At 52.4% G+C, this 22,733-nt stretch carries 17 protein-coding genes; 10 read left to right on the top strand and 7 right to left on the bottom strand.

The genetic code is table 11. From position 1 onward, the window contains the following. The first annotated feature begins 24 nt into the window (after positions 1 to 24). On the top strand, positions 25 to 1,164 hold the full coding sequence (locus tag MXMO3_RS09860) for a M23 family metallopeptidase (protein WP_245985716.1): 1,140 nt from the start codon (positions 25 to 27) through the stop codon (positions 1,162 to 1,164). A 9-nt stretch (positions 1,165 to 1,173) separates the two neighbouring features. Here the strand turns inward: MXMO3_RS09860 and prfB are convergent. The 3 genes from prfB to MXMO3_RS09845 form a co-directional block, all read right to left on the bottom strand. Continuing rightward, positions 1,174 to 2,290 (bottom strand): peptide chain release factor 2 gene (gene prfB, locus MXMO3_RS09855; protein WP_117395766.1). Its coding sequence is split into 2 segments (ribosomal slippage): positions 1,174 to 2,220 and positions 2,222 to 2,290, totalling 1,116 coding nucleotides; the frame shifts between segments, so codons are not numbered across the junction. A gap of 94 nt (positions 2,291 to 2,384) precedes the next feature. After that, entirely contained in the window at positions 2,385 to 4,802 is a 2,418-nt protein-coding gene (locus tag MXMO3_RS09850) for a penicillin-binding protein 1A (protein WP_027835217.1), read from the bottom strand. Positions 4,803 to 4,912: 110 nt separating this feature from the next. Beyond that, complete coding sequence (locus MXMO3_RS09845) at positions 4,913 to 6,154, bottom strand: N-acetylmuramoyl-L-alanine amidase (RefSeq protein WP_117395765.1); 1,242 nt, start codon at positions 6,152 to 6,154, stop codon at positions 4,913 to 4,915. Positions 6,155 to 6,761: 607 nt separating this feature from the next. Between MXMO3_RS09845 and MXMO3_RS09840 the strand changes: the two genes are divergently transcribed. Continuing rightward, positions 6,762 to 9,470, top strand: a complete 2,709-nt coding sequence (locus MXMO3_RS09840) for a ribonuclease E/G (RefSeq protein WP_117395764.1) — start codon at positions 6,762 to 6,764, stop codon at positions 9,468 to 9,470. Between the two features lie 18 nt (positions 9,471 to 9,488). Here MXMO3_RS09840 and MXMO3_RS09835 read toward each other — a convergent pair whose 3' ends face one another. Continuing rightward, positions 9,489 to 10,655, bottom strand: coding sequence for a pyridoxal phosphate-dependent aminotransferase (locus MXMO3_RS09835; RefSeq protein ID WP_036222729.1), 1,167 nt, complete (start codon positions 10,653 to 10,655; stop codon positions 9,489 to 9,491). 117 nt (positions 10,656 to 10,772) lie between these two features. Between MXMO3_RS09835 and MXMO3_RS09830 the strand changes: the two genes are divergently transcribed. The 6 genes from MXMO3_RS09830 (at position 10,773) to aat (ending at position 16,180) form a co-directional block, all read left to right on the top strand. Continuing rightward, entirely contained in the window at positions 10,773 to 12,119 is a 1,347-nt protein-coding gene (locus tag MXMO3_RS09830; RefSeq protein WP_162889215.1) for a M48 family metalloprotease, read from the top strand. Positions 12,120 to 12,150: 31 nt separating this feature from the next. Continuing rightward, positions 12,151 to 13,008, top strand: coding sequence for a DsbA family protein (locus MXMO3_RS09825; RefSeq protein ID WP_117395762.1), 858 nt, complete (start codon positions 12,151 to 12,153; stop codon positions 13,006 to 13,008). A 208-nt stretch (positions 13,009 to 13,216) separates the two neighbouring features. Then, complete coding sequence (aroQ, locus tag MXMO3_RS09820; protein ID WP_027835213.1) at positions 13,217 to 13,657, top strand: type II 3-dehydroquinate dehydratase; 441 nt, start codon at positions 13,217 to 13,219, stop codon at positions 13,655 to 13,657. 21 nt (positions 13,658 to 13,678) lie between these two features. Then, positions 13,679 to 14,173 (top strand): acetyl-CoA carboxylase biotin carboxyl carrier protein, encoded by a 495-nt coding sequence (gene accB, locus MXMO3_RS09815; protein ID WP_027835212.1) that lies wholly within the window; start codon positions 13,679 to 13,681, stop codon positions 14,171 to 14,173. Between the two features lie 11 nt (positions 14,174 to 14,184). Then, a complete protein-coding gene (accC, locus tag MXMO3_RS09810) occupies positions 14,185 to 15,525 on the top strand; it encodes an acetyl-CoA carboxylase biotin carboxylase subunit (protein WP_027835211.1) in 1,341 nt (446 codons plus the stop codon). Positions 15,526 to 15,562: 37 nt separating this feature from the next. Beyond that, positions 15,563 to 16,180, top strand: coding sequence for a leucyl/phenylalanyl-tRNA--protein transferase (gene aat, locus MXMO3_RS09805; protein WP_117395761.1), 618 nt, complete (start codon positions 15,563 to 15,565; stop codon positions 16,178 to 16,180). Here aat and MXMO3_RS09800 read toward each other — a convergent pair. The 3 genes from MXMO3_RS09800 to MXMO3_RS09790 form a co-directional block, all read right to left on the bottom strand. Beyond that, positions 16,177 to 16,587 carry a DUF2155 domain-containing protein gene (locus MXMO3_RS09800; protein ID WP_342773333.1) on the bottom strand — a complete coding sequence of 137 codons (411 nt, stop codon included), beginning with the start codon at positions 16,585 to 16,587 and terminating at the stop codon, positions 16,177 to 16,179. The two genes, aat and MXMO3_RS09800, sit on opposite strands and share 4 nt — an antisense overlap. Before the next feature lie 15 nt (positions 16,588 to 16,602). Then, positions 16,603 to 16,986, bottom strand: a complete 384-nt coding sequence (locus MXMO3_RS09795; protein WP_027835209.1) for an NADH:ubiquinone oxidoreductase subunit NDUFA12 — start codon at positions 16,984 to 16,986, stop codon at positions 16,603 to 16,605. A gap of 165 nt (positions 16,987 to 17,151) precedes the next feature. Then, complete coding sequence (locus MXMO3_RS09790; RefSeq protein WP_156905549.1) at positions 17,152 to 17,745, bottom strand: response regulator; 594 nt, start codon at positions 17,743 to 17,745, stop codon at positions 17,152 to 17,154. 741 nt (positions 17,746 to 18,486) lie between these two features. On the opposite strand from MXMO3_RS09790, the gene MXMO3_RS09785 reads away from it, so the two are divergent. Then, positions 18,487 to 22,179: a vitamin B12-dependent ribonucleotide reductase gene (locus MXMO3_RS09785; RefSeq protein ID WP_117395760.1), complete on the top strand. Its 3,693-nt coding sequence runs from the start codon at positions 18,487 to 18,489 to the stop codon at positions 22,177 to 22,179. A gap of 254 nt (positions 22,180 to 22,433) precedes the next feature. Further along, positions 22,434 to 22,688: an HNH endonuclease gene (locus tag MXMO3_RS09780; protein ID WP_117395759.1), complete on the top strand. Its 255-nt coding sequence runs from the start codon at positions 22,434 to 22,436 to the stop codon at positions 22,686 to 22,688. The last annotated feature ends 45 nt before the right edge of the window (positions 22,689 to 22,733 follow it).

The following is a 22,733-nucleotide window of genomic DNA, read 5'->3' as shown; positions in this document are numbered from 1 at the left end:
GACGCTAAAGAATGGGCGGATCAAGTGAGTGTATCGCGTAACTTTTCGGGTAAAGTAACAAGCCAGAATGGCCACACCCAAAAGAAATCAGACCTGGATCGCTGGTGGGTTTATGGCCTCGTCACCATCCTGTTTTCCGGCAACATCGCATTCGCGATCACGCTATATATGTCGCCTGATTTTGCGGCGACACGCGACGCTCAAGCGGCGCAAACCATATCCGCTTATGAAACCCGCATCGCTACCTTGCGCGCCGAACTGGATCGGTTGCACTCGCGCCAATATGCCAAAGCAGGCGATATAAACTTGCAGCTGCAAGATCTGCTGGCCCAGCAAGAGCAAATTTTAGAACAACATGATTTTGTGCGTTCAATCGCGAAAAAGGCAAAAGCTGTTGGAATTGAAGTGCCCGCGCAAACTGACCCAATAAAAACAAGCGCGTTGGGCTTTGCACCAACCAACTCGTCAAAAACTGACATTCATGCGATCATTGAAGACCTTCAATTGATGAAGGAAGATACGATTTCAGCGCTCACAGCCCTCGGCACCGAGGCTGAAAGATCGACCGCAAAAATCATGACTGAATTATCCCGCGTTGGCCTCAAGCCCCGCTTTGAAGATGATGCCGTCGGCGGCCCCCTTTTGCCCCCCGCAATGGGCGATGCATTTGCGGAACAAATGCAAGCGGCCAATTTCGCGCTGGATGCACTTTCAAAGTATGAGCAAGCCAAACAGCATATTTATTCAGCACCCGTTTTCCGCCCCCTGCCGGAATCTTACGGTCTAAGCTCCCGGTTCGGTAACCGTCGCGATCCCTTCACCGGGCGGTCCGCGTTTCATTCCGGATTGGATTTTCGCGCACCGAGCGGGGCGTCTGTCTCCGCGCTTGGCGCAGGTAAGGTCACGTTTGCCGGACGCAAGGGCGGGTACGGCAATGCAGTTGAAATCACCCATGTAAATGGTTTGATGTCGCGCTATGCGCACCTTTCCAAAATCAAGGTCAAAAAGGGGCAGCACGTTACCCCAGAAACGATCATTGGCTTGGTGGGCAGCACAGGGCGCAGCACGGGCCCTCACTTGCACCTGGAAGTGCGCAAAGATGATCGGCCGACCAACCCCGCGCACTACATTAATGTTGGGAAAAAGCTAAGAAGCCTGCTTTAACACAACCGCTTAGTCATCCTCGTCTGATTTGCCCACCCGTTGCGCCAACGCCGCTTCCATAAACGCATCCAGATTGCCATCCAGCACATCATTCGGCGCGGTGCTTTCAATGCCTGTGCGCAGATCTTTCACCATCTGATAGGGCTGCAACACATAGGAACGGATCTGGTGTCCCCAGCCAATTTCCGACTTTTGTGCGGTCTCGGCATTGGCCTCTTCTTCACGCCGCTGCAACTCAGCCTCATAAAGCCGCGCCCGCAACATGTCCCATGCTGTCGCCCGGTTTTTATGCTGTGATCGATCATTCTGACATTGCACCACAATGCCGGTCTCAATATGGGTGATGCGCACGGCACTATCAGTCGTGTTCACGTGCTGACCACCCGCGCCAGAGGCACGATATGTGTCGATCCGCACATCAGATTCAGACACTTCAATGTCAATTGAATCATCAATAACCGGATAAACCCAGATCGATGAAAAGCTTGTGTGTCGACGGGCTTGGCTGTCGAACGGTGAAATTCGCACCAACCGGTGCACGCCGCTCTCAGTCTTCAGCCAACCATAGGCGTTGTGCCCTTTGACCAGGATCGTGGCAGACTTAATGCCAGCTTCCTCGCCGTCATGCACTTCCATCACTTCGACCTTGTGGCCCTGACGTTCCGCCCAGCGTGTATACATGCGCAACAGCATGTTGGCCCAGTCTTGGCTTTCAGTGCCCCCGGCGCCCGCATGCACTTCCACATAGCAATCATTGGCATCCGCTTCGCCAGAAAGCAAAGTTTCCACCTGCATACGGTCAGTTTGGGTTTTAAGGCCAATTAGCGCTTTTTCCGCTTCGGCCACAACTTCATCGTCGCCTTCCATTTCCCCCAATTCGATCAAATCGATATTGTCGGTCAATGTAGCCTGCAATCCATTGATGGAATTGATTTGGCCTTCAAGATATTGCCGGTCCCGCATCACGCCTTGCGCTTTTTGCGGGTCATTCCACAGGTCGGGATCTTCGGCGCGCTGGTTTAGCTCGTCTAGCCGTGACTGGGCGCTATCCCAGTCAAAGATGCCTCCTCAGCAAGCTCATGGCCTGCTCGATCTCATCAACAACACTTTGAATTTCTGCGCGCATAATCACTCACACTCATTTGTCTGTGCATGTGATCTATCCGATCGACCACGCCCCATCAAGCCCCTCGCCCGTGGGCGAAGGCAATATCCAAAGCTTAGAACAAACCGCCACGTCCGGCATTAAAGTCTTGCGATCCACCTTCCAGATCAACAAACACGTCTGAATCCACCCCGATCACAGATGTGATCAAGTTTGGTCCTGTACCGGGCTTAAATGCTTCAACGATCGCACCTTCGCCGCCGCCAGCAACCTTCACCCCCGTTTTAGGGTCAATCCAAATCGGGGTCATCCCACCCGGAATATTGAACGGGGTTGGTGGTTTGCCTTTCATCGCATTTTCCATAAAGTCACGGAAGATCGGTGCGGCCAATTCGCCGCCCGTGGCGTTACGGCCCATATTGCGTGGCGTGTCGTAACCGACATAAACGCCAACCGCCATATTGGGGGTAAAGCCAACAAACCATGCATCTTTATAATCGTCGGTGGTGCCGGTTTTGCCAGCAACAGGACGGCCCAGAGCGCGGACGCGCGTGCCGGTACCCCGCTGGACCACGCCTTCCATCATCGATGTGATCTGATATGCCGTCATAGGATCAAGAACTTGATCACGGTTATCGATCACCAATGGTTCGGCTTGGTTTTGCCACTCTTCAACAGCACAGCCATCACAGATCCGCTCGTCATGCTTAAACACTGTATTGCCGTAACGATCCTGCACCCGGTCAATCAAAGTCGGATTAATCTTGCGCCCACCGTTGGCAATCGTGGCGTAGGCGGCTGTCATCCGCAACACGGTGGTTTCACCTGCCCCCAATGCCATCGCCAAATAGGGCGGTAGATTATCGTGGATACCAAACAAGCGCGAATATTCAGAAACCAACGGCATGCCAATATCTTGCGCAAGCCGCACCGTCATCACGTTCCGAGAACGTTCAATGCCGCGCCGCAACGTTTGTGGCCCATAAAACTCGCGTGAATAGTTGTCCGGCTGGTAGGACGTGCCGTCGGCGTTTTTGATCGACAAAGGCGCATCCAAAACCACCGAAGCAGGCGTATACCCATTATCAAGCGCTGCAGCATAAACGATCGGCTTAAACGATGAACCCGGTTGACGCTCCGCCTGTGTGGCGCGGTTAAACTCACTCTCAGCAAATGAGAAGCCACCCACAAGGGCCAATACACGCCCGGTCCGAGGGTCCATCGCCACCAAACCGCCTTGCACTTCTGGAGGCTGGCGCATTTGATAGACACCTTCATTGTCCGGCACCTGCTCCACATAGATCACATCGCCCACATTTAGGATTTGTGATAGCGGCTTGGCGATCCATTTTTGCTCTTTGCCAGGCAATTGGCCCGTTTCACGTTCGGCCAGCAGATTGCCTTGCAAATCTTTTTCCGGCCGCAACCCAACCACCGCCGAGTTCTGTTCCAACTCGATCACAACGCCCAAACGCCACTCTGGCACATCACTTAAAATGTCCATTTCGGCCAGATCGTCGCCCCAATCGTCATCAAGCTCAATCGTGGCCACAGGGCCGCGATAGCCCTTGGTCTGGTCAAACTGCACCAACCCATTGATCAAAGCGTCGCGGGCGTAGGATTGCAATTTTGGGTCCATTGTGGTGCGCACGGACAAGCCGCCGCCATAAAGCTGGTCCTCACCATAGATACGTGCCAAACGCCGCCGTACTTCCTCGGCGAAATATTCAGCAGAATAAACTTGTGAGCCTGAGGTCCGCGGAAACACATTCAGTGGTTCTTGTTGCGCCGCTTTCGCCTCTTCCGCGCTAATATAGCCTTCGGCCTCCATGCGACCAATCACATAATTGCGCCGCTCAATCGCCGCTTTCGGATACCGGATTGGATGATAGTTTGCCGGCCCTTTTGGCAACGCCGCGATATAGGCCGCTTCTGCGATGGTCAGCTCGTAAAGCGCTTTGTCGAAATAGTTCAGCGCCGCCGCGGAAATACCATATGAATTGAGCCCCAAGAAAATCTCGTTGAGATAGAGCTCCATAATCTTGTCTTTGGAAAAGGTCTGCTCAATCCGAATGGCAAGCAGCATTTCCTTGATTTTACGATCCCAGGTTTGATCAAGCGTCAGCAAAAAGTTCCGCGCCACCTGTTGTGTGATGGTAGAGGCGCCCACCAGCGGCCCACCCGTTCCATCGATCTTTTTCTGAATATTGTCACGCACCGCACGCAAAATGCCGTCAAAAGCCAAACCGCCGTGCGAATAGAAGTCTTTATCCTCCACCGCGACGAACGCGTTCACCACCATCGGGGGGATCGTCTCAATAGGTTGGAACAAGCGCCGTTCACGCGCATATTCGCCAAGAAGCGACCCATCCGCAGCGTGCACCCGCGTCGTTACCGGCGGTTGATAGTCTTTCAAAACCGTATAATCGGGCAAATCCTCAGAGATCGTCCACAGAAAGTAGCCCACACCAGCCAACGCAATTAACCCGGTGAAGAAACCGAATGCAAAAAGCCAGCTCAAAATTCTCAGCATCTATTCAAACCTAGTTCGTTACTTTGATGGTCAGTGCTAACCTTCAAATCCATTAGTGACCCCACGCTATCGCCCGAAACAAGGGCAAAACTGTGAACGCACGGCTTTAATCAGTTTTGCGCTTCCGCGTCAAAATATTTAACAATTCCTTGCGCCAACGCTTGTGCCGCCTTCTCCTGCCAGCTTTCTTCGGCGAGATTTTCCATATCTAACCCATTAGACAAGAAGCCGAGCTCTAATAGGATGGACGGAACTTCAGGCGATTGCAGCACGAAAAAGTCGGCCCGACGCAACGGATATGGCCGCATGGGCAGTTGTGTTTCGATATCGTCTACGATAGAGCGTGCCGCCAAAAAGCTCTGCCGCCGCGTTTCCCGCCGCATCAAATCAATCAAGATGTTGACCACTTGATCATCATCCTTTGGCGCATCAAAACCAGCGATCAAATCGACACGGTTTTCACCTTCAGCCAACACCTTGTCCAACACGTCGGTCGCCGCTTCATCTCTTGTGTAAACGCTTGCGCCGCGCACGTTGGGGTCGTCAAAACTATCTGCGTGTAGCGAAATCATCAGGCTCGCTTTGTTTTCCCGTGCCAATTCAACCCGTTCATTCAAGCTCAAAAACTCGTCGCCCGTGCGGGTCAGCGCCACATCGAACTTGTCGGTCGCCAGCAAGTGCTTTTGCACGCGTTTGGCAAATTCAAGCACCACATGTTTTTCTTCTAAGCCGTTCTCGGCTTTTGCCCCACCATCAATGCCGCCATGGCCGGGGTCCAGCAAGATCAGGGGACGGATTTGCACCACGCTGGGCAACGGCCCCTCAGGCGTGGGCGTGCTTGGCGCCTCTGGCGTTTCAGCCGCAGCCTTGTCTTCGGCACCCGCCTGCCCCGTTAACAACGCCTTGGATCGTGCCACAGCTTGATCAAATATCTCCCGCTCACCTTCGGCAATCTCAACCACAAGGCGCGCCGGCTGTTCGCCCACCGCTTCAAGCATTTCAATGGTGGTGACTTGAACGGGTTTGTTCAAAAACAAAACCAAACGGGCGCGGCCCTCATCCACCATGCCGATGGCGGTTTCTCGCACCAAACCGTCCGTCTTGAGTTCTGTTGGCGCGTCATCGGCCAGTTTTTCAACGCCCAGTTCCACCACCAGCCGGTCCGGTTGGTCTATGGGAAAGGTCGCATAGCCTGCAACGGCGCTCAGATCGACCACCAACCGGCTTTTATCCGGCCCAACGGCCAGACGCGCATCAAGAATTTGGATGCCTTGCTGTGCCAACGCGCCGCCAATAAGGCTGAGCTGCATCACAAAGATCAATAAGAAGTGTACAAAAAGGCGCTGAGGCATCACGATCCGTGCATAAAAATTTAATTGACCCTTTAGCTCATATGCGATTCGTGCAGGTTTTTGAGGCCATTGAATGCGATCAACCTGCAGTTTCTTGCCATTCGTTGCTTGAATTCAACGCTTTTCAGCCCAACATAAATTTAACGCCAATAAACATATTTGTTGCTAAAATTGACGTTGGAGATTAAACACTAACCATCAGCAGGCGTAATGCCCTCGATTCTTGTTCTATAGTTTGACCCTCAAACTGGTCAAAAATTTGTCAAACCTTCCTCGAGAATGACAATTCTGAACAATAGAACCGACAGCATTTGCTGAGAACGAGATTCGGCCGAAGCGGCCATGCCGGCAAACCGTCAAGAAATAGTGCGATTTGCCACCCAAATGAAAGAAGACGAGATGAGGTTTGAAAAGTTGCATTGCATAAAGGGCCCAATTGCCCGCGACGCAATCGCACACGCCGCATTGTCTTCAAATGCCAATCTCTTGCGTGAGCAAAAATCCGCAAGACAATCTTACATTTTCGCAACGCAACCGCTCACTCCGTCAAAAACGGGTGGGCTGCGCTCATTTGCGCCAAGGCTGCGTATGCGTGGAGCTTTAATATATGCCTACGAAAAGAATGTTGGTGGATGCAATCCACCCGGAAGAAACACGAGTAGTTGTCACTAACGGGAACCGTTTAGAAGAATTTGATTTTGAATCGGCCACACGCCGGCAATTAAGAGGCAATATCTATCTCGCGAAAGTGACGCGGGTTGAGCCATCTTTGCAGGCCGCTTTTGTGGATTATGGCGGCAATCGCCACGGTTTCCTGGCTTTTTCTGAAATTCACCCAGACTATTATCAGATCCCACTTGCGGATCGCGAAGCGCTGTTGGCTGAGGAAGAAGAAGAGGTCAATGACGATTTGGCTGATTCAGATCAGCCCGCAATGCTGAAATCAGATAGCCCTGCGTCTAAAGAAGATGATGGCGACACCGAAGCATCTTCAGATAATGATGATGAAAATGGCGACAGTCAGCAATTTGACGAAGTCGGCACGGAAGATGCGCTGGAAGAAGTGCCAGAGCGCAAACGCAAGCGTCCCCGCTCCTACAAAATCCAAGAAGTGATCAAACGCCGTCAGGTGTTGTTGGTTCAAGTGGTGAAAGAAGAGCGCGGCAACAAAGGCGCGGCGCTGACAACTTATTTGTCCCTCGCAGGTCGCTATTCAGTTTTGATGCCAAACACTGCGCGTGGCGGCGGTATTTCTCGCAAAATCACCAACGCAGCTGACCGGAAACGCTTGAAACAAATCGCAGGCGAGCTGGACGTGCAAAAAGGTATGGGCGTTATTTTGCGCACTGCTGGCGCGAGCCGTACCAAAGCCGAAATTAAGCGCGACTTTGAATATTTGTTGCGCCTTTGGGAAAATGTGCGCAGCCTCACGCTGGAGTCCACGGCCCCTTGCCTCGTTTATGAAGAAGGCAGCCTGATCAAGCGATCCATTCGCGACCTCTATAACAAAGAGATCACCGAAGTGCTGGTGTCTGGCGACGATGCTTATCGTGAGGCCAAAGACTTTATGCGCATGATCATGCCTTCGCATGCCAAAAATGTGCAGCCATTCCGCGATGATCAACCGATTTTTTCCAAATTCAATGTGGAAGAGCAACTCGATTCCATGTTCTCGCCTAAGGTGAACCTGCCTTCAGGTGGTTACTTGGTCATCAACCCGACCGAGGCGCTCGTGTCGGTCGATGTGAACTCGGGTAAGGCCACAAAAGAACACAATATCGAAGACACCGCACTGCAAACCAACCTTGAAGCGGCGCACGAACTGTCACGGCAGTTGCGTTTGCGCGACATGGCGGGTCTTGTGGTGATCGATTTCATCGATATGGAAGAAAAGCGCAACATTCGCAATGTTGAGCGCAAACTCAAAGACAGCTTGAAAAACGACCGTGCACGCATTCAAGTCGGCCGTATTTCACATTTCGGTTTGCTCGAAATGTCGCGTCAGCGCATTCGCTTTGGTGTGCTTGAAAGCTCAACCAACGCATGCCCAACATGTAATGGCACAGGCCTTGTGCGGTCTGTCGAAAGCCTTGCCTTGATGGTGATGCGCGCGATTGAAGATCAGGTCATGCGACGTCCGAACCAGGCGATCAATGTGAAGGTAGCATCTGAAGTTGCCCTTTACATTTTGAACGCCAAGCGCCCGTCCCTCTCTGTGCTGGAACAACGTTACAATTTGGCCATTTCAATCACGGCTGAGCCGCATATGCATGGCGATCAGTTCACGATTGAAAAAGGCGATCCATACGACAATGGCGAGCCGCGCATCACCAACCACGTGAAGGTTGATTCTGCGCCCGTTATTGATTTGGTTGAAGACGAAGATGTCGTCGCCGAAACCGAAGAAGAAGACAACAAAGAAGAAAAGCCCGCGCGTCGCCGCAAGCGTCGTCGGGGCAAAGGGCGCGATCGCGACGAGTCAGACAATCAGAACCAACAGCAAAATCAGGATAATGCCGATAAAGCTGAGGCGTCTGACCAGGATGAAACGTCCAAGCCAGGTGACGATGAAGATGGCGAACAACCGAAAAAGCGCCGCCGTCGTGGTCGCCGTGGTGGTCGCCGCAATCGTCGCAACCAAGACAATGATAATGGCGCAAACGCCAATCAGCAGGATGGTCAGCAATCTGACGACGAGAACAAGTCAGATGCGCCAAAAGACGATCAGAACAAATCAGAAGCGCCAGCCAATTTCGACCAGGAAGCCATTGAGGCGGTTGAAGAAAATGTAACACGCGCTAAAGATCCAGAGGATAAAGACACGGACGCGTCGAAAGAAGCCGCGTTGGCTGATGCGAAGGTGGATACCAAAGCGGAAACGCTTGACGATGAAGACGCTAAGGCAACGCCGCCTAAGCCGAAACGTCGGCCGCGTCGCAAAAAGTCGGATGACAACACATCCGATGCTGCACCTCAGGAAGAGGCCGCAAAAGCTGATGACGACAAAGGCACCGCAGATGCCGCTGAGGAAAAGCCAAAGCGTCGTCGTGCACCGCGCAAACGCGTAAAAAAAGACGATGAGACTGCGCCTGCCCAAGAGGCCGCTGCAGCATCAACTGAAGAACCAAAGCAAGATGCCGTGAAAGCGCCTGAAGTACGCGAAGAGCCGAAGCAGGAGCCAACGGAAAAGCCGAAAACCGATAAGCCAACGGAAGACGGCATTATCGTTACATCTTCATCCAGCAGTGATGACGAAGATGAAGGCAAAGCCAAGGAAAAAACCAAAAAGGGTTGGTGGCAGCGCGGCTTCTTTTAAGGCCAGCAATTGCTAGATCTAAAGTGACAATGGTCGGCTCAAAAAGCCGGCCATTTTTTCTATCGCCTCAACCAGCATGTCATGGTCACCAGCGTAGGAAAACCGCACAAATTTGTGGCCATTCACGCGGTCAAAATCCACACCTGGCGTCGCTGCAACGCCTGCTTCTTGCAGCAGTGCTTTACAAAACGCCACACTGTCTTGCGCAAATCCTTCAATCCCGACATAGGCATAAAACGCGCCATCTGACATGCGCGCATCTTTAAAGCCCATTTCGCTCAGCGCTTCCACCAGCAACATGCCATTGCGCACATAAGCTGCCTTTTGCTGATCATAATAGTCACGGCAAGGCAATGCGACCCGTCCGGCAACTTGCGACAGACTGGGGGCGGAAATAAACATATTCTGGGCCAAAATCTCGGTTTGCCGCACCATTTCGTCAGGCAGCACCAGCCATCCCAGCCGCCAACCAGTCATGCAATAATATTTCGAAAAGCTATTGATAATCAGCGCATTGTCGCTCAATTCAAGCGCGCTTGTCTCCGGCAATCCATGGCTCAGGCCATGATAGATTTCGTCTGAAATAAACCGAACATCCAGATCATCACAGGCGTTCATAATCCGCGCAAACTCTTCCCGTTCAATCATCGCCCCAGTTGGATTGGCAGGCGATGCCAGCAACAAGCCATCAAACGGCGTTTCACTGTGCGCTGCCCGCACGGCATCAGCATCCAGCCGCCAGCCATTGCTTGCGCTGAGTTCAATTTCGACCGGTTCGAAACCAAGGCTCGAAATAATATTGAGGTAAGCGGGATAACCCGGCCGGGTAACCGCAATTTTGCTCCCTTTTTCAAATCCCGACAAAAACGCCAGGACAAACCCGGCAGAAGACCCGTTGGTCACCAAAATATTCTCAGGATTGACGATGGCCTTGTGCTGCTGCCGATAATAATCAACCAACGCCCTCCGCAGGGCCAAGTCGCCCTTTGCAGGCGTATAGCGTTGCGGATCAGTTTGCGCGCTTTGTTGCACCGCCGCAATCACTTCTGGCGCAGGTGCCGCGCCGGGTTCCCCCACTTCCAAATGACAAATTTTGCGCCCTTCGGCCTCCAGCGTTTTGGCCATCGCCAGAATTTCCATGGCGAAAAAGGGTTGCAAATGCGGGAGCTGCGCGATCTCTGTCATCAAATTGTCCAACTGTTCGCGTTTTTGTGAGGTCAACGGCCCGTGCCAACTGCACGAAATGCCGTTATAGTTGCGCCCACAATGTCAGTGATTCATGGTTTCAGTAAAGGCCAAAACATGCCAAAGCATCTGCGGTTAATCCCGGCTTTATTCGCCATTCTGTTGGCCTTTGCTCCCATCAGCGCCATGGCACAGCAAATTCGTTTGATCACGGACGCTGAAACGCAAAACATGATCAAGGATTTTGCGCGTCCACTGCTCAAAGCCGCAGGCGTCAATCCACGAAGTGTCAGCGTCAATATCGTCAATGATCGGCGGTTTAATGCCTTTGTGATCGAGAGTGGCGATATTTTCATCAATTACGGCACCATTTTGGATTCAGATACGCCCAACGAACTCAAGGCCGTGTTGGCACACGAAATCGGCCATTTGGCTGGCGGCCACTTGCGACGCCTGCGCGAACAGGCTGAAGTCGCAGGCCGCGTTCAGGCGGTTTCAATGGTGCTTGGTATTGGCGTTTTGGCTGCAGCTTCCGGCAATGATCAGTCCGGCGAGTTGGGCAGAATGGTCTCGGGCTTCATTTTGGGCTCAAGCGCCGCCGCCCAAAACAATTTCATGGCCTACCGCCAATCCGAAGAAAGCGCAGCAGATGCCGCCGCGCTGAAATATCTGGAGCGCACCAAACAAAGCGCACAAGGCTTGATTGAAGTGCTCGACCGTTTGCAGCGCAACCAGTCCAGCCGCGCCGCCGCCGCTGGTTATTTGCGCACGCACCCCTTGGCTGAAGACCGCCTCAACCAAACGCTCAATCGCGCCGCAGGCAGCCCCTTCCGCAACAAACGCGATTCAAGCGAAGATGTTCAGCGCCTCGCGATGGCAAAAGCCAAACTAACTGGATATTTGGAACGCACCCAGACTGTGCTCAACCGCTATCCCAATTCAGATAAATCCCTGCCTGCACGCTACGCCCGCGCCATCGCAGGTTATCGCGCAGGTGCTGGCCCGGCTGCGGTTCAGCAAATGGCCGCGCTCGCCTCAGCCAATCCGCGCAACCCGAACTTGCAGGAACTGCTGGGGCAAATGCTGTTCGAAACTGGACAAGCCACAGCGGCGCTCAAGCCACTCGCTCGCGCTGTTCAATTGGCGCCCAACGAGATTGAATATCGTTTGATCTACGGCGCCGCCCTTTCCGACACGGGTCGCAGCCAGGATCTGAACGAAGCCATCATTCAGCTTTCCCGCGCCACACAAATGGATAGCGGTTCAGCCCGCGCCTTTTCGCTTCTTTCGCGCGCCTATGGCCGTGCCGGTCGCACGGGCGAAGCTGACCTTGCCGCCGCCGAAGCCGCCTTCCTACGCCGCGACATTCGCTTGGCGCGTGGCTTGGCGAAAAAAGCAAAACAGAATTTGCCCGAGGGCAGCCCCGCATGGTTACGCGCTGATGACATTTTGGCGCTAAGCTAGACACAAATCTTTTCAAACTGGATCGACATTTATGACCCTTCTAAACTCTATTCTCAAATTGCCGCTGATCATTGCGACAATGTTGGCACTTTTGATCCCCGCACAGGCCCAATCCGTTGGCGACATGTCAAAAGACGAATTGAACGCCCTCATCGAGCAAATTGTTGAAGAAAAAATCGAGAATCTGCTTGCCGATACCCCAAAGGCATCAGCCGCCCAAGGTCGCTTTGGCGTCGCTGTTGAGAACTATCTTTTGGCCAACCCACAATTGCTGGAGCGCATGTCTGTGGCGCTGCAAACCCAAAGCCAGCAAGCCGAAATTGCTCAAACCAGCCAAACATTGGAAGCACTTGGTGATCGGGTACACAATGATCCTGACCAAGTCGTGCTCGGCAACCCAGATGGTGATGTAACCATCATTGAGTTTTTCGACTACAATTGTGGCTACTGCCGTCAAGCTGTGGGCAACATGTTGCAGCTGTTGGAAGAAGATAAGGATGTTCGCTTCATCCTGCGTGAATTCCCGATTCTCAGCCAAGGGTCTGCTGATGCAGCGCGCGTGGCGACCATCGTCAACCGCAGCGGCAAAGTCGACTATATGGAATTCCACACCAAACTTTTCCAATCGCGCGGCCAGGTTGATAAAGAACGCGCTTTGGAAGTTGCCGCCGAGTTGGGGCTAAACCCGGTTGAAGTTGAGCTGCAAATGCAAGACCAGTCAGTCACCCAAGCCATTGGGCGGACTTACCAATTGGCTGATGCCCTGGCCATTAGCTCCACACCAAACTACATCATTGGCAATGAAGTGGTGCGGGGCGCAGAAAGCTATGAAGGGCTAAAGCGCCGCGTTGATAATATGCGCGAATGCGGGGAAACCACCTGCCCCTAAGGCTGTGAATTGAGTTGAGGCGGTGCAATAGTTGCGCCGCCTTTAATTTTCAATTCGACGCCCCACAATGCATATACCGCCCAAATGACACAAAAGCGCAACAATTTCATATGCTAGTGGTGTAAAACCGCGAGTAATCTTTGCCTTTTCATTTGTTTTCATATAGTGCAAGCTCCTGCACGGGAGATAAAAAGGTATAACCCGCAAAATGGCGAAACAAATTCATATTCTAAACGGCCCTAATCTTAATCTGTTGGGCGAGCGCGAAGGCAGCATATACGGTCACGTTACATTGGCCGATATAGAGCAAAACTGCCAAGAAGAGTGCGCGCGTTTGGGCTTTGAGTTGGAATTTGCCCAGACAAATCATGAAGGCGACTTGGTTGAACTGATCCAGAATGCGGGCAAAACCGCAGATGGCATCATTATTAATCCTGCTGCCTACACCCACACATCTGTGGCGATTCATGATGCCATTCGCGCCATCAATATCCCGGTGGTCGAAGTGCATTTGTCTAATATTTTTGCGCGGGAAAGTTTTCGTCACCATTCATATGTGTCCCCAGTCGCACTGGGCACAATTTGCGGTTTTGGCCCGGCGGGTTACATTTTGGCCCTCGGTGCTTTAACATCACACATTCCGGAATAACAAAATTGGAGAGCCCCTTAAATGAGTAAAGGTTCACAAGTTGATCGCGATCTGATCCGTACGATTGCTGAATTGCTGAACGAACAGAACTTGGTTGAAGTCGAACTTGAGCATGATGATTTTCGTGTTCGTGTGACCCGCAGCCATGCTCAAGAAGTGGTTCACATGCCAAGCGCGCCATATGCACCAGCACCTGCCGCGCCGGCAGCGGCACCAGCGCCAGGCGCAGTAACACCTGCCCCGGCCGCGGCCGAAGCCCCTGCGGACGATATTGGCTCGAACCCCGGCACCCTCACCTCACCTATGGTCGGCACCGCCTATATGGCGCCTGAACCCGGTGCATCCAACTTTGTGGAAGTCGGCACCAAGGTGACTGAAGGTCAAACCATTCTCATCATCGAAGCGATGAAAACCATGAACCAAATTCCGGCACACCGCGCAGGCACTGTCACCAAAATCTTGGTGGAAGATGCGCAGCCCGTTGAATTTGGTGAACCTCTTGTGGTGATCGAGTAAACCTGATGCCCATGTTTAAAAAAGTTCTGATTGCAAACCGAGGCGAAATCGCGCTGCGCATCTTGCGCGCGTGTAAAGAGCTCGGCATCTCAACGGTTGCGGTGCACTCCACAGCCGATGCCGACGCCATGCATGTCCGCTTGGCCGATGAAAGTGTATGCATTGGCCCAGCGTCCGCCACCCATAGCTATTTGAACATTCCATCCATTCTGGCCGCGTGTGAAATCACCGGTGCAGATGCGGTGCACCCTGGCTATGGCTTCTTGTCCGAAAATGCGCGCTTTGCCCGCATTCTGGAAGAACACAACATCACCTTTATTGGCCCTTCAGCGCACCATATCGAAATTATGGGCGATAAGATTCAAGCCAAACTCACTGCTAAAGAACTTGGTATCCCTGTGGTGCCAGGGTCCGATGGCGGGGTGACTAGCGATGTGGAAGCGCGCAAAATTGCCGCTGAAATTGGTTACCCAGTGATCATTAAAGCGGCCTCAGGCGGCGGTGGTCGCGGCATGAAGGTGGCCAAGACTGAAGCAGAAGTTGGCACCGCGCTGTCAACGGCACGTTCAGAAGCAAAAGCTGCCTTTGGTGATGATGCGGTTTATATCGAGAAATATCTCGGCAAACCGCGCCACATCGAAATTCAGGTGCTGGGTGACGGTAAAGGTGGCGCCATCCATTTGGGCGATCGCGATTGCTCCTTGCAACGTCGTCACCAAAAAGTGTGGGAAGAAGCGACCTCACCTGCCGTTACGCCTGAACAACGGGCCGAAATTGGCGGCATTGTTGCCGATGCCATCGCCAAGATGAAATATTCTGGCGCAGGCACCATCGAGTTCCTGTACGAAAATGGCGAGTTCTATTTCATTGAGATGAACACCCGCTTGCAGGTGGAGCACCCGGTGACCGAACGGATCACCAATATGGATTTGGTCTACGAACAAATTCGCATTGCTGCCGGGCACCCAATTTCTGCCAAACAGGAAGATATCACCTTCTTTGGTCATGCCATTGAAGTGCGTATCAACGCCGAAGATCCAGAAACGTTTGCCCCCTCGCCGGGCCGCATTTCGTTCTACCACCCTGCTGGTGGTGTGGGTGTGCGCGTTGATTCAGGTGTTTATCAGGGCTATAACATCCCACCCTATTATGACAGCTTGATCGGCAAACTCATCGTGCACGGCCGCACCCGCGAAGAGTGCTTGCAACGCTTGCGCCGCGCTTTGGGTGAATTTGTGGTCGATGGCGTAAAAACCACCCTGCCTTTGTTCCGACGTTTGATTGAAGAAGAAGACGTGATCACGGGCAATTATGATATTCATTGGCTCGAAAAATATCTCGGCATGAAATAGATTTAAGGGCCCCACGGGGCCCTTTCTTTTGAACCTTATGCAAGAAGACGAATCTGATCCATATGACGTGACACTGACCCCAGATATGATTCTGGGCGCCTATGCGCATGGCATTTTCCCAATGGCCGAAAGTGCGGATAGCCCAGACTTGTTTTGGGTTGATCCTGAATTGCGCGGCATCATCCCGTTGGATGGGCTTCACATTTCCAAATCCTTGCGCAAAGCCTTGAGAAAAAAAGACTATGAGGTCCGCTTCGATCATGACTTTGATTTGGTGATTGGCCATTGCGCCGCCCCCATGCGTGACCGCGAGGAAACGTGGATCAATCCTGAGATCAGAGAACTCTACGCCCAGCTATTTGAACGGGGATTTTGCCACACCGTTGAGATTTGGCGAGATGGTGAGATCATCGGTGGCCTCTATGGCCTTGCCCTTGGCGGCGCGTTCTTTGGCGAAAGCATGTTTCATCGGGCAACAAATGGCTCGAAGATTGCACTGGTTGAATTGGTCAATCACTTGAACGCCAAAGGCTTTGAGTTGCTCGACACCCAATTCATCACACCGCATTTGGAAACGCTCGGCGCAATCGAAATCACGCGCGAGCAATACCAGGCCCGCCTCGCTCAAGCCCTAAAGGTGCGGGCGGCGTTCTAGCGGCTGTCAGGCGGCGGAATGTCGGAGCTTTGTTTGCAATCAACCAACCAGATGTCATAAACCGCATGGTCCACCGCATTCAGCGCCGGGCTGTCAGCAAACATCCAACCGGTGAAAATCCGTGTCACCGTCTGCTTCAGGGACACCTGATCCACTTCTAAAAACACAGAAGTACGCTGGGTTTCATTTGGCGGACGTGAATAACAGGCGCGCGGCGTAATTTGCAGCGCCCCGAATTGTACCGTTTCGTCGATATATACATCAAAGGTGATGATGCGCCCGGTCACTTTGTCGAGCCCTGCCAAGGAGACGACAGGATTCGCGACGGGTTCGGCCCAAGCGGGTGCAGCGCCAATCAAAAATAGCAAAGAAAACAATGTGCGCCGCAACATGGTCAAATTAAACAACCCGCAAATCCAGGCTTATTCTGGTGACCAGGCGTCATAGTCCCCGGTCACATCTGGACGTGTTTCATTGTTCAACATGCTGCCCTTGGGCCGATAGGCATAGGCTGTGCCGGTCATGTTTTGCTTGTGTGGCAATTCCCAGGAACGCGCGTCGTACTTTTTGTCGACGGGGGAAATGTCGGTGCGGTGATGCATCCATCCGTGCCAACCAACTGGAATGCGCGATGCTTCGGCCGGTCCATTATAAAGGACCCAGCGGCGATCGCCTTTTTTGGATTTGAAATAGCGGTTACCCGCCTCATCTTCGCCAACAAACTTGCCGTGCAATGCCGTGTGAAGACGCGTGCCAAGGGTTTGTCCGTGCCACCAAATAAACAATTCCGCCAAAAACTGTTTCATATCAGTTCCAATCGCCACAATCTGTCGTGTTTCTTGTTGCCAAGCATTTAGCACCTAACATCGGCAAAGCCTAGTGCGCAAAGATGTTTTGATTGAAAAAATCCGAAGAAACTGGCCAAATCATGGCCAATAGAGCCATTCCCCTGCAGCCAGCCTACCCGCCTCTCAATAAAATGCCGAGTTCAGGATGCGATCCACATCAGATTGGATCGAATTAATCTGCGCCATATGTTGCGCCTCGGCCATCGAATCGACACCAAACTTGGAGCGGTTGGCAAATTCGGCATCTACGCGCTGCAACAGACTGGGCACAACATATCGCTGCCCGTTCAGCTCCATAGGCATCTGCGCCGCCAATATCCACGAGATATAGTCAAACAAGCGTGTGCACGAGATCGGCTTGGCCAACACCGCATGGGCGCCCCATTTGATCGCTTTATCAAAGCGGCGCTTGCGCACCACACTCATGACCACAATGATGGGCGTCAGACACACAGGATATAGACGGCGATCTCGAAAGTGTTTGAGAAAATGTCCCCCGTTCGAACTATCATCACTCCAATCCACCAACACAATATCTGGTGGGTCAGACAGAATCGATTCGGCGGCACGTTCAGTGCTGGAAAAAACACGTAATCCCCTCACGCCAGAGGCGCTAAGCATTGATCGATAAAGGATTTGCATGTGCCGGGCTGGTTCGATGACGACTATATTGGAGTCGGAGACGTGGAAGGACTTATGATCGAATTGAAATGACATGAAAAAAATCCAAAAAAAACGCAAATACACATTCAAATTATGCCCTTGACAGGCTTTGGACAAAAGTTAGGGCCGTCCCCAATCGGATCAATCCGCAAGCAGTTTCGCGTGTCGAAACCTTCACCTTTCATTTAGGATAAGCAGAGTTTTGCTGATTTTTTCGTGAGATAGCGCCGCAAGATCAAGTGGTTTGGTCGCCGAACAATATAGGCAAATATTGCCGAATCTGCCACACAAAGCCCGAATCGCGTCTGCCACAACTTATCCCCATTGTTCACATATTATATACCAGATATGGGCCATATTTAGCCCTCAGACTACTAGTGGTGGTAATTTTCGAAAAAAATTGCCTTGAACAATATTAGGAAAAATGTAGGTTCGGAGATGCAAATTGAGTATCCGTATGATGACCGATCAACCACCCAAGGTTGCGTAGCCAATAAGCTGCACAGCGACCGAAGCGGTGACCGCCATTTGGGAATGCCCCGCAAGCGCCATAAGGCGCAATTGAGGGTAAAGTGGCAAGGGATTGGCCCCACATATGCGTGCAAATTTGCATCCACTGCCCGGCTTCATACTGGCAAGAAAGTCAGGCGGACGGCGGATAAAAAAAGGCGAATAAGCCTCGTGAGTGCGGCTCGCAACTCACACCCAACAGGAAGCGAACAAACAGAAACTGAAAAACCATATTGGTTTTGATCGGACAATATATTTTGTCCATAATTTTGGGGACGAACTCAAATGCGCATTAAGCGGCACTACACCAAAAAAGGCCAATCGGCCTATGCTGGCATCGAATTTCGCAAGGCCACAAGCGAAATTAAGAACCCGGACGGTTCAATCGTTTTCCGGTTAGACAATATTGATGTACCCGCATCATGGTCTCAGGTGGCTGCAGATATTATTGCGCAGAAATATTTCCGCAAAGCAGGCGTTGCGAAAGTTCTCAAAAAAGTTGAAGAAAACAGCGTGCCTTCTTGGCTGTGGCGCTCCGTGCCGGATGAAAAGGCACTTGAAAAGCTGCCCGAAGAAGAACGCTATGGTTCTGAAATTGATAGCCGTCAGGTGTTTGATCGCTTGGCTGGCACATGGACATATTGGGGCTGGAAAGGCGGCTACTTCGATAATGAAGAAGATGCCCGCGCCTTCTTTGATGAGCTTTGCTACATGCTCGCCACCCAAAAATGTGCCCCCAACTCCCCACAATGGTTCAACACCGGCCTGCATTGGGCATATGGCATTGATGGCCCCGGCCAAGGCCACCATTATGTCGATCCATTTTCTGGCGAGCTGGTGCGCTCAGCTTCCGCTTATGAGCATCCCCAACCCCACGCCTGTTTCATTCAGTCTGTTGAAGACGATTTGGTCAGCGATGGCGGCATTATGGACCTTTGGGTGCGTGAAGCGCGCCTGTTTAAATATGGCTCCGGCACAGGTTCAAACTTCTCTTCCTTGCGCGGCTCCGGCGAAAGCCTTTCTGGCGGCGGCAAGTCCTCTGGCCTGATGTCATTCCTCAAAATTGGTGACCGCGCAGCGGGCGCCATCAAGTCCGGCGGCACAACACGCCGTGCGGCGAAAATGGTTGTGGTCGATATCGATCACCCGGATATTGAAGAATATATCAATTGGAAGGTGAAAGAGGAGCAAAAGGTTGCTGCCCTCGTCACCGGGTCTAAAACCGTTTCCAAACACATGAAAGCCATCATGAAGGCTTGTGTGAATTGTGAAGGCGCAGGCAATGATTGCTTCGACGTCACAAAAAACCCTGCCCTGAAGCGCGAAGTGCGCGCGGCGAAAAAAGCGATGGTGCCTGAAAACTATATTCAGCGCGTGATCCAGTTCGCTCAACAAGGCTATACCGACCTTGAGTTCCCTGTTTACGACACTGATTGGGATTCAGAGGCATATTTGACCGTTGCTGGCCAAAACTCCAACAACTCAATCCGCGTCACCGATGGCTTTTTGAATGCCGTTGAGGAAGATGGCGATTGGGATTTGATGGGCCGCATCAGCCAAAAGCCAACCAAAACCCTCAAAGCCCGCGATTTGTGGGACAGTGTGGGCTATGCCGCTTGGGCTTGTGCCGATCCCGGCATTCAATACCACACCACCATTAACGACTGGCACACCTGCCCAGCGTCTGGCGACATTCGCGCGTCGAACCCCTGTTCAGAATATATGTTCCTGGACGACACCGCCTGTAACTTGGCCTCGCTGAACCTGCTTCAGTTCCGCGCCAAAGACGGCCAGTTCATGATCGATGCGTTCGAACATTCTGTGCGCTTGTGGACCATTGTGCTCGAAATCTCTGTGATGATGGCGCAATTCCCATCTAAAGCCATCGCCGAGCGTTCTTATGAGTTCCGCACCTTGGGTCTTGGCTATGCCAATATTGGCGGCCTGTTGATGACCTCAGGCATCGGCTATGACTCAGATGAAGGCCGCGCCATCGGCGGTGCCATCACCGCAATCTTGACCGGTGTGTCTTACGCAACATCAGCGGAAATGGCGAAAGAGCTGGGCCCATTCCCAAGCTACAAGCCAAACGCAAAGCACATGCTGCGCGTGATCCGCAACCACCGCAATGCGGCCCACGGCAATGATAAGGGCTATGAAAAACTGTCCATCAACCCCGTCCCGTTGGATCATGGCAACTGCCCTGACGAACGCTTGGTCGATCACGCCAAAAAAGCATGGGACAACGCCCTGAAACTCGGCGAAAAGCACGGCTACCGCAACGCACAGGTTTCTGTGATTGCGCCAACCGGCACCATCGGCCTGGTGATGGATTGTGACACAACCGGCATTGAGCCAGACTTTGCTTTGGTGAAGTTCAAAAAGCTTGCTGGCGGTGGGTACTTCAAAATCATCAACCGCGCTGTGCCAGAAGCGTTGCGCACCTTGGGCTACTCAGAAGACCAGATCGCAGAGATTGAGGTTTACGCAGTAGGCCACGGCAATATGAACCAGGCCCCGGGCGTCAACCCAACCACGTTGAAAGCCAAAGGCTTCACTGACGAAAAGATCGATGCCATCAATGCTGGTCTCGGCAGCGCATTCGACATCAAGTTCGCCTTCAACAAATGGAGCTTGGGCGAAGAGTTCTGCAAAAATGAGCTTGGCCTGACTGACGAGCAGCTCAACGACATGAACTTTGATATGCTCGCGGCGCTTGGTTTCTCGAAAAAAGAAATCGACGATGCCAACATCCATGTATGTGGCGCCATGACGCTTGAAAAAGCACCGCATTTGAAAGAAGAGCACTATAAAGTGTTCGATTGTGCCAACCCATGTGGCCGGATCGGCAAGCGCTTCTTGAGCGTGGAAAGCCATATCCGCATGATGGCCGCGGCACAGCCTTTCATCTCTGGTGCGATTTCAAAAACCATCAACATGCCAAACTCAGCAACCGTTGAAGAGTGTAAAGAAAGCTACATGCTGTCTTGGAAACTCGCTTTGAAAGCCAATGCGTTGTATCGCGATGGCTCCAAACTCAGCCAGCCTTTGAACGCGCAATTGCTTGCCGATGATGAGGATGATGAAGACGGTTTGGACGCAACAGAAGAGTTGATCGCAAAATCACCCGTTGAACGCACCGCTGCTATTGCTGAAAAAGTGGCCGAACGCGTTGTAGAGCGTGTGGTTGAGCGGGTCCGCGAGCAAGAGAAATTGCCAACACGCCGCAAGGGTTACACCCAAAAGGCCAAAGTTGGCGGTCACACCCTCTTCTTGCGCACTGGCGAATATGAAGATGGCCGATTGGGCGAAATCTTCCTTGATATGAACAAGGAAGGCTCAACCCTACGCGCCTTGATCAACAACTTCGCCATCTCCGTATCTCTTGGCCTGCAATATGGTGTGCCACTTGAGGAATATGTTGAAACCTTCGTGTTCACCAAGTTTGAGCCGGCTGGCTTCGTGCAAGGCAACGACTCGATCAAGAACGCCACGTCCATCTTGGATTATGTGTTCCGCGAATTGGCCATTTCCTATCTGGATCGGTCCGATTTGGCCCACGTCACTCCCGGCAGCGGCGGCGACAAGGGATCAAGCGTTACCGACGACAGCGAAGGCATGGCCGCAGATCAGTTTGTCTCCAAAGGCCTCACCCGTGGCCGCGTGAAGGACAAAACCTTGATGCTGGTCTCGACCACCGAGACCACCAGCACCACCAATAAGGTGCAAGCCATGCAAACCAGCGCCGCCACCATGATGAAGGCCACCACGGCCCTCAAAAAGGAAGTGGAGCAGGAAATCGGCAAAGTTGAAGAAAGCGCCCCGGCCCCCATGGCCGACGCCAGCATCCAACGCAGTCAAGCCCGCATGAAAGGCTACGAAGGCGAAAGCTGCCCCGAATGCGCCAACTTCACCCTCGTGCGCAACGGCACTTGTTTGAAGTGTGACACCTGCGGAAGCACTACAGGTTGTAGCTAAGAAACAACAAAGCCCGGGCAGAAATGCTCGGGCTTTTCTCTTTGGTGGAACAAATTGGCAACGAAAATTACTTTCGAAAAACCAATCTCTAGAAACACCAAAACCGGAGCTGGAACTCCGGTTTTGGGACCGCGCATCAACCATCATCTGGCGGCGCGGGGCAATCAGGTAAACCTCTCCCTTTTTGCGATTCCCATTACATCGCAAAATCTCCTGTTTGTCGACATGCTAGGTGACAATCGAAGGAGTAAACGATGAGTTTATCAGACGAAATCGAGAAACTGTCTATTTGGCAAAAAGCGACACCTATCGCTGGTTATGACACCCAAATATGGCGACAGGATAAATATGGATATGTCATGCAATACAACCAATACGGTCAAACATCTCAGTTTGGCTGGGAAAAGGATCATATTTTCCCTGCTTCGCTTGGCGGCGCAAATACACTCGCCAACTACCAAGCTTTGCATTGGCGTGCAAATAGACAAAAGAGAAATTACATAATCTAAAAGCTATCCCGGCCGACAAGCTTCGGCCGGGCTCTTATTGTAAGG

It is taken from the genome of Maritalea myrionectae, assembly GCF_003433515.1.
Taxonomy (GTDB): domain Bacteria; phylum Pseudomonadota; class Alphaproteobacteria; order Rhizobiales; family Devosiaceae; genus Maritalea; species Maritalea myrionectae.
The sequence above is the reverse complement of the archived record's forward strand: the minus strand, read 5'-3'. Positions and strand labels throughout refer to the sequence as shown.

What these genes read in the sequence shown, in the direction of transcription:
- accC (WP_027835211.1), top strand. Translation starts at nt 14,185, where the DNA reads ATGTTTAAAAAAGTTCTGATTGCAAACCGAGGCGAAATCGCGCTGCGC.
- MXMO3_RS09790 (WP_156905549.1), bottom strand. Translation starts at nt 17,745, where the DNA reads ATGTCATTTCAATTCGATCATAAGTCCTTCCACGTCTCCGACTCCAAT.
- MXMO3_RS09845 (WP_117395765.1), bottom strand. Translation starts at nt 6,154, where the DNA reads ATGCCTCAGCGCCTTTTTGTACACTTCTTATTGATCTTTGTGATGCAG.
- MXMO3_RS09780 (WP_117395759.1), top strand. Translation starts at nt 22,434, where the DNA reads ATGAGTTTATCAGACGAAATCGAGAAACTGTCTATTTGGCAAAAAGCG.
- aat (WP_117395761.1), top strand. Translation starts at nt 15,563, where the DNA reads ATGCAAGAAGACGAATCTGATCCATATGACGTGACACTGACCCCAGAT.
- MXMO3_RS09830 (WP_162889215.1), top strand. Translation starts at nt 10,773, where the DNA reads ATGCCAAAGCATCTGCGGTTAATCCCGGCTTTATTCGCCATTCTGTTG.
- MXMO3_RS09850 (WP_027835217.1), bottom strand. Translation starts at nt 4,802, where the DNA reads ATGCTGAGAATTTTGAGCTGGCTTTTTGCATTCGGTTTCTTCACCGGG.
- MXMO3_RS09825 (WP_117395762.1), top strand. Translation starts at nt 12,151, where the DNA reads ATGACCCTTCTAAACTCTATTCTCAAATTGCCGCTGATCATTGCGACA.
- MXMO3_RS09785 (WP_117395760.1), top strand. Translation starts at nt 18,487, where the DNA reads ATGCGCATTAAGCGGCACTACACCAAAAAAGGCCAATCGGCCTATGCT.
- MXMO3_RS09835 (WP_036222729.1), bottom strand. Translation starts at nt 10,655, where the DNA reads ATGACAGAGATCGCGCAGCTCCCGCATTTGCAACCCTTTTTCGCCATG.
- MXMO3_RS09795 (WP_027835209.1), bottom strand. Translation starts at nt 16,986, where the DNA reads ATGAAACAGTTTTTGGCGGAATTGTTTATTTGGTGGCACGGACAAACC.
- aroQ (WP_027835213.1), top strand. Translation starts at nt 13,217, where the DNA reads ATGGCGAAACAAATTCATATTCTAAACGGCCCTAATCTTAATCTGTTG.
- accB (WP_027835212.1), top strand. Translation starts at nt 13,679, where the DNA reads ATGAGTAAAGGTTCACAAGTTGATCGCGATCTGATCCGTACGATTGCT.
- MXMO3_RS09840 (WP_117395764.1), top strand. Translation starts at nt 6,762, where the DNA reads ATGCCTACGAAAAGAATGTTGGTGGATGCAATCCACCCGGAAGAAACA.